Genomic DNA, 6,532 nt, shown 5'->3' with positions numbered 1-6,532 from the left:
CGTCGCCTCGCTGGCCGATGTCCGCGCCGAGGTCCTGCTCTCGGAGGTTCTCGCCTTCCTCGGCGAGCAGCCGAGGATCCGCGACCCTCGGCTGACCGAACTGGTCGCGCACGACGCCGAACACGGCGGCATCCTGGTGCCCGCGGTGCTCGCCTACCTCGACGCGTTCGGCGACGTCCGGCGCGCCGCACGCGAACTGAACATCCACCCGAACACGGTGCGGTACCGCGTGCGGAGGGCCGGCGAGGTGTCCGGGATCGACCTGGACGATCCCGCGCAGCGCATCCTCACCCAGCTTCAGCTGCGGCTCTAGATTCCCGCCCGCCCAAGATCGCGTTCAGTCCTCTAATTGCGATAGTTTGGATCACCGACTACCGCATCCAGAGGACGAAACGCGTGACGTCGTCCGCCGGAGCTGACATGACATTCCCTGTCCGGTAAGGAGTTTCGCCGAAAAACCCGCACTTCCGAGCCGTCCGAGACCCCGAACGCGCCGAATACCCGGACACAACGACGTCCGAACGCAGTCGAGCGCGACCCCGATGGAGTCGGCCCCGGCAGAGAAGAGCCTCGCATGATCCTTGGGCACGACCGCCGCGAGCGGCGATGAGCGGCCTGTCCGAGCCGTACATGGTGCACGACCCGTGGAAGATGGCGGGTGAACTGATGAACGGCAGATGGCTGGTCGCGCGTTGGGAACACCTCGGCGAGCACGAGGACCTGCGGCAGTGGACGGCGGTGCTGCTCGCGACCTGTGAAGAGGTCGGCGTCGAGCCGATCGTCCTCAACGTCGCCCGCAAGAGCCTCACCATCGTCTTCAACGGAAGCCTGCCGCCGCCGACCTTCGACCAGGTAGAGACCACGATCCGGGCGATCGACTACCACCGCTTCCTGGAGCGGGAGATCAAGCCCGAAGTGATCGTCAAGCGCCACTGACGGTGGAGGCCTCGGTGGCTCCTGTTCGGTACCGCGGGTGTTGCGAAAGCCACTTTCGCAACGTTGAAGGTTGCGAAAGTGGCTTTCGCAACACCCCGGCGCCGTGGGCCGCTTCGACGAACGCTCCCAACGGCATCACGACGCCGCGGCGAGGCTCCGCAACCCGGCGACCTCCGCCAGGCCCCGGTAGGAATCCAGCCGCTCGGCCTGGTCGAAAGTACTGGTGGTCACCAGGATCTCGTCCGCACCGGTCTTCGCGACGAGGTCGTCGAGCCGGTCGCCGACCTCGTCCGGGGTGCCGGCGATCTGGCCGTCGAGTGCCCGGTCCAGCCGTTCGCGGTCGCGTTCGGACAGCGGCCCGGCGAGGATCTCGTCCACCGGCGAAAGCGGCGGGAAGACGCCGTGGGTGCGTGAGTAGACGGTCGACCACGCTTCGGGGATCAGCAGCCGCCGCGCGCGTTCGGCCGTCTCGGCGACCGCGATCGCCGTCGACACCACGACGTACGGCCGCGCGGCCTGCGCGGACGGGCGGAAACCGTCGCGATACCCCGCGATGGCTTCCAGCAGCGGACCCTCGCCGCGAACGGGCGCGATCACCAGCGGCAGTCCCAGTTCCGCGGCCAGCCGCGCGCCCGCGCCGGTGGCCAGCAGGAACGCGGGCACACGCAGGCCCTCGGCCGGAATGGCGTGCACGCCCGGGTACGCCGTCTGGTCGCCGGTGAGGAAACCCAGCAGTTCCCGGACCTGGTCGCCGAAGCGGTCGGCGTCGTCCTTCTCGTGCCCGAGTGCCTGCCGGACCCCGCCGGTGAAGCCGACCGAGCGGCCCAGCCCCATGTCGATCCGGCCGGGGAACAGCGATTCGAGGACCCCGAACTGTTCCGCGACCACCAGAGGCCGGTGGTTCGGCAGCATCACACCGCCGGTGCCGACGCGGATGTGCTCGGTGTTCGAGGCGACCGCGGCCGCCAGCACGGTGGGCGCCGACCCGGCGACGCCGGGCACGCTGTGATGTTCGGAGACCCAGAAACGGTGATAGCCCAGCGCTTCGATGTCCCGCGCGAAGCCGACGGTGTCCCGCAGCGCGCGGGGCGCGTCGCCGCCGCGGCGCGTCGGGGAACGGTCCAGGACCGAAAGCGTGATCACTCCTGGATCAACGCGTCCGGACCCGGCGGGCATTCCCCGATCAGGGGCGCCAGCGCTCGCTGTAGTCCGGGTGGTCGGCGTAGGGCAGGGCCAGCAGCCGCAGGGTCGTGCACCAGTTCGTCCCGGCCTCGTCGGCGGGGACGTTGCAGGTCTCGCACCAGTACTCGTTGCCGTACAGGGGGAACCCCGGGACCTTCTCCGAAACCGTGGTGCGGTGCGCCTGCATCATCCGCCGCGTCGCCTCGATCTCGTTGATCATCTGATTGACCACGTCGAGTTCGATGTCGTTGAGCGAACGGATCTTCTTTTCGATGACGACCTTGGTCTCACCGCGATTGAGCGATTCGCTGATCTCGGTTTTCTTGACCGCCTGCATGATCAACGCCTGGCGCTGTCCGACTCGCGCGGCGAGAAAGGCGATCAGGTCGTCCACAAGCACTCCTTCGTCTCCCCCACCGTACGGTTCGGAGGGAGATGTCGCTGGCAGGAGCCCTGTCGTTACGGCTCGGCTCCACGCGTCACACAGTCTCGTATCGATTCCCTCCCCGGCGGTAACAGGTTTCGAGATCGACACGAGTTCGCAATCACTCCGCGAGAAAATCGAAGAAGAGACGGATGACAAGTACGAACTGGTCACCGATACCGCACGCATCGTCACGAAATGCGCTCATGCTCGCCGTCGCGCTCACTTTGGGCGCCGGCGTCGGCGTGGTCGCCGCCACAACGCCGAGAGCCCTGGACGCGGGAGCCCCGCCGCCGGCCCCCGCGACGGTCACCGTCACCGCGTCGGCCGCGCCCGCGCCGACCGTGACCGTCCCGGCGCCACCGGTGACCTCCGGCCGCACGACCCCCGCCGATCCGGCGAAACGGCTCACCGACGGGACCTACCTCGTCGGTACCGAGGCCGAAGCGGGCTCGTACCGCTCGCCCGGACCGGCGACCGGCGGGAACGGCCACTGCTACTGGGCGAGGCTGCGCCCGAACGGCACCTCGAAGATCGTGGACGACCAGCTGACCACGGGTCCCGCGCGGTTCACCGCCCGCACAGGTGAATACGTGCAGGTGGCGGGCTGCGAGTTCACCCGGTCCCCCTAGGGCGTGTTTCATAAGTCTGTTCGATGGGCTTCGTGATCCAGGTGGTTCCTGGCGGTGCGGGCGGATCGCCCTCGTACCGGGGGTCTTACTCGGGCGTATCCGCCCGTGCCGTCAGGGGCCGCCTGGGCGCGAAGACCGCGAACCCGACTTGTGAAACACGCCCTAGGTGTCGTCGCGTGCCTTGCTGGGCTGGACGCGCTTCGGTTCCCCCGGCATCTTCGGATAGTCGGGCGGATAGGGCATCTCGCCGAGGCCGTGGTCGCGCTCGTCCCGCGCGTACCACTCCAGCAGCGTCTCGATGCCGAACGCCTGCTCGTCCATCGGCGCGTGGAGGTCACCGCGCTCGGCGTAGAAGGCGCCGGCGGTGAGGACGTCGAAGTCGTCCGGATCGACCTCGGTCAGCAGGTCCCAGGTGAGCGGCGTCGACACCGTCGCGCGCGGGGTGCCGCGGACCGACCAGGCCGAAGCCACCGTGCGGTCGCGCGCCGCCTGGTTGTAGTCGATGAAGACCCGGCCGCCGCGTTCTTCCTTCCACCACGCGATGGTCGCCTTCTCCGGGGTCCGGCGCTCGACCTCGCGGCCCAGCGCGATCACCGCGTGCCGGACGTCGATGAAGTCCCAGTCCGGCCGGATCCGCACCAGGACGTGCACGCCACGGCCACCCGACGTCTTCGGGTAACCGACGAGTCCGGCCGCGTCGAGGACCTCGCGCACCACGCCCGCGACCTGGACCGCGTCGGCGAATCCGGCCTCGTCCGGCGGGTCGACGTCGATGCGGAGTTCGTCGGGATGGTCGACGTCGGGACGCCGCACCGGCCACGGGTGGAAGTCGAAGGTGCCCAGGTTCGCCGCCCAGGCGAACACGGCGGCTTCGGTCGGGCAGACCTCCTCGGCGGTCCGGCCCGACGGGAAGGTGATCTTCGCGGTCTCCACCCACTCCGGGGCGCCCTTCGGCACGCGCTTGGCGTAGAACCACTCGCCCTCGACGCCGTCGACGTAGCGCTTCAGCGTCGTGGGCCGCTCCCCGACCGCACGCAGCAACGGCTCGCCGACCGCGACGTAGTGCTCCACGACCTGGCGCTTCGTGATCCCGCGGGCGGGGAAGTACACCTTGTCCGGGCTGGACACCCGGACCTTGCGCTCGCCTACCTCGACCTCGATCGGCTCACCGTTCTTGGGCATGCGCCCACCGTAGCGATTCCGGCACCGATCAGAGGCGCGGATCGTTCTTCAAAATTGCCATCGTGACGACGTCATGCCACTCGCCGTCCCACCGCAGCGCCTCACGCTGGAGGCCCTCCCGGACGAACCCGGCCTTCTCGTAGGCACGCTGGGCCCGCGGGTTGAAGTCGAAGACCTCGAGCGAGACACGGTGCAGGCCGACGACGTCGAACGCGTAGCCCAGGAGCAGTTTGGTCGCCTCGGTGCCGTAGCCCTTGCCGAAGACGTCCGGGCCGGTCAGCGCGATCCGGAAACCGGCCGAGCCGTTGTCCTCGTCTATGTCGGACAGGACCACGTCGCCGAGGTACGCGCGGTCTTCCTTGCGGAGGATCGCGTAGTCCGCCCGGTCGGCGATGCCCGGCCGCGAGGCCAGCCACTGGTGGATCTGTTCTTCGGTGAACTTGGTGTGCGTACCGGTGAACCGGATGACCTCCGGGTCCTGGAGTGCCCGCCAGGCGGGCTCGAAGTGGGAATCGTCGAGCTGCGCGAGTACGACGTTCTGGCCGGCGAGTTCGGGCTGCGTCCGCAACGCCTCGGTGTCGATCACAGCGAATACCGTACGGTTGACGCAGTGTCCGGCCGTACCAAATTAATCCTCGCGCTCACCGTGCTCGCCGCCTTCGTGACGGCCGCGGTGCTGCTGCCGATCCCGAGTCCAGCCGGTCTGCGGGCCTGGGCGGCCGCGACCGGCCCGGCCACGCCCTTGGTGTTCTTCCTCGTCTATTCGATACTCACCGTGGCACCGATCCCGCGCACCGTGTTCAACCTGGCCGGCGGGCTCCTGCTGGGCGCGACGACGGGCATCGTCGTCGGCATCCTGGCGACCACGGTCGCGTCGGGGCTCTCGTTCGGCCTTTCGAGGGCACTGGGCCGCGACCTCGTCACCCGGCATCTGCACCGGGCGAAGATCCGCGCGGTCAACGACCGGCTTTCGAACGGCGGGGTTCTGGCGATCACCTCTTTGAGGCTGATCCCGATGGTGCCGTTCGCTCCGCTGAGTTACCTGTGCGGAGTGTCATCGGTCCGTTTCGCCCCGTATCTGCTCGGGACTGCGCTCGGCAGCCTGCCGGGTACCGTCGCGGTCGTCGTCCTCGGCGACGCCTTGACCGGGGAAACACCGCCCACCCTGCTGATCTGTTACGCCGTGTTCGCCGCCGCGGGGGCCATCGGACTGGTCAAGGTCTTCCGGCGGAAGGCCCTCCCCGCACCCGAACCGAGCGCCGGTGAAGAACTGCCCGCCTCCGCACCGGCGAGCTGACGGGGATCCGAAACCACCGCCCGCTACACTCGATCGGGTGCGCGGGACCTGCTAGGCCGCGTAATGCCACCATCACCCGGGATGTGTTCGTCAAAGAATGTGTCAGGAGCAGTCGCCATCGACACCGGTCAGCTGATCGCTGGGCACTACCGCCTGGTCGAGCAAATTGGTAGCGGTGCCATGGGGGTCGTCTGGCGCGCCATCGATGTCCGCCTCGAGCGCTCGGTGGCGGTCAAGCAGATCCTCCCGCAACCCGGTGTCTCCGAGGCCGAACGCGACAACATGCGCCAGCGCGCCATGCGGGAGGCGAAGAACGCGGCCCGCTTCCAGCATCCGAACGCGATCGTGGTGTTCGACATCGCCGAGCACGGCGGCGATCCCTGCCTGGTGATGGAGTACCTGAACGGCCCGAGCCTCTCGGCGATCATCTCCGAGGAGGGCACGCTGCCGCTGGGTCGCGTCGCGAAGATCGGCGAGCAGGTCGCGTCGGCGCTGGTCGCCGCGCACCGCGCCGGGATCGTGCACCGCGACGTCAAACCCGGCAACATCCTGATCGACGAGTCCGGCACCGCGAAGATCACCGACTTCGGCATCTCGCGCGCCGCCGGCGACATGACGCTCACCCAGACCGGTCTCATCGGCGGCACCCCGGCCTACCTCGCGCCCGAACTGGCGCGCGGTTCGGACCCGGTGCCCAGTTCCGACGTCTTCGCGCTCGGCGCGACGCTCTACCAGGCGATCGAGGGCCAGACGCCGTACGGGAACAGCTCCAACCAGCTCGCGCTGCTGTACGCGGCCGCGAACGGGCAGATCAACCCGCCGCAGCAGGCGGGCGGCGCGACGGCGCTGCTGATGAGCCTCCTGCGCACCGAACCGACC

General features: G+C 68.9%; 9 protein-coding genes. 5 read left to right on the top strand and 4 right to left on the bottom strand.

The window, feature by feature from the left end:
* Positions 1–313, top strand: a 313-nt coding sequence (locus H5J31_RS39115) for a helix-turn-helix domain-containing protein (protein ID WP_181777696.1), incomplete at its 5' end; no start/stop codon positions are given.
* A gap of 293 nt (positions 314–606) precedes the next feature.
* Positions 607–936, top strand: coding sequence for a hypothetical protein (locus H5J31_RS39110; RefSeq protein WP_181777695.1), 330 nt, complete (start codon positions 607–609; stop codon positions 934–936).
* Between the two features lie 135 nt (positions 937–1,071).
* Here H5J31_RS39110 and H5J31_RS39105 read toward each other — a convergent pair whose 3' ends face one another.
* Together H5J31_RS39105 and H5J31_RS39100 are read right to left on the bottom strand one after the other, a co-directional pair.
* Positions 1,072–2,112 (bottom strand): LLM class flavin-dependent oxidoreductase, encoded by a 1,041-nt coding sequence (locus H5J31_RS39105; protein ID WP_181777694.1) that lies wholly within the window; start codon positions 2,110–2,112, stop codon positions 1,072–1,074.
* A 7-nt stretch (positions 2,113–2,119) separates the two neighbouring features.
* Complete coding sequence (locus H5J31_RS39100) at positions 2,120–2,512, bottom strand: DUF6221 family protein (protein WP_181777693.1); 393 nt, start codon at positions 2,510–2,512, stop codon at positions 2,120–2,122.
* A 236-nt stretch (positions 2,513–2,748) separates the two neighbouring features.
* On the opposite strand from H5J31_RS39100, the gene H5J31_RS39095 reads away from it, so the two are divergent.
* Positions 2,749–3,174 carry a hypothetical protein gene (locus H5J31_RS39095; protein ID WP_181777692.1) on the top strand — a complete coding sequence of 142 codons (426 nt, stop codon included), beginning with the start codon at positions 2,749–2,751 and terminating at the stop codon, positions 3,172–3,174.
* Between the two features lie 162 nt (positions 3,175–3,336).
* Here H5J31_RS39095 and H5J31_RS39090 read toward each other — a convergent pair whose 3' ends face one another.
* Both H5J31_RS39090 and H5J31_RS39085 read right to left on the bottom strand, forming a co-directional pair.
* Positions 3,337–4,356 (bottom strand): DNA polymerase domain-containing protein, encoded by a 1,020-nt coding sequence (locus H5J31_RS39090; protein WP_181777691.1) that lies wholly within the window; start codon positions 4,354–4,356, stop codon positions 3,337–3,339.
* 28 nt (positions 4,357–4,384) lie between these two features.
* The gene (locus H5J31_RS39085; protein WP_181777690.1) at positions 4,385–4,942 is read right to left on the bottom strand and encodes a GNAT family N-acetyltransferase; all 558 of its coding nucleotides are present in this window, start codon (positions 4,940–4,942) and stop codon (positions 4,385–4,387) included.
* Between the two features lie 24 nt (positions 4,943–4,966).
* Between H5J31_RS39085 and H5J31_RS39080 the strand changes: the two genes are divergently transcribed.
* Both H5J31_RS39080 and H5J31_RS39075 read left to right on the top strand, forming a co-directional pair.
* A complete protein-coding gene (locus H5J31_RS39080) occupies positions 4,967–5,653 on the top strand; it encodes a TVP38/TMEM64 family protein (RefSeq protein ID WP_181777689.1) in 687 nt (228 codons plus the stop codon).
* Between the two features lie 81 nt (positions 5,654–5,734).
* The coding region (locus tag H5J31_RS39075; protein WP_181777688.1) for a serine/threonine-protein kinase at positions 5,735–6,532 on the top strand (798 nt) is incomplete at its 3' end.

It is taken from the genome of Amycolatopsis pittospori, assembly GCF_013870525.1.
GTDB lineage: Bacteria > Actinomycetota > Actinomycetes > Mycobacteriales > Pseudonocardiaceae > Amycolatopsis > Amycolatopsis pittospori.
Note: the sequence above shows the minus strand (reverse complement) of the source record. Positions and strands in the feature narration are given on the sequence as shown.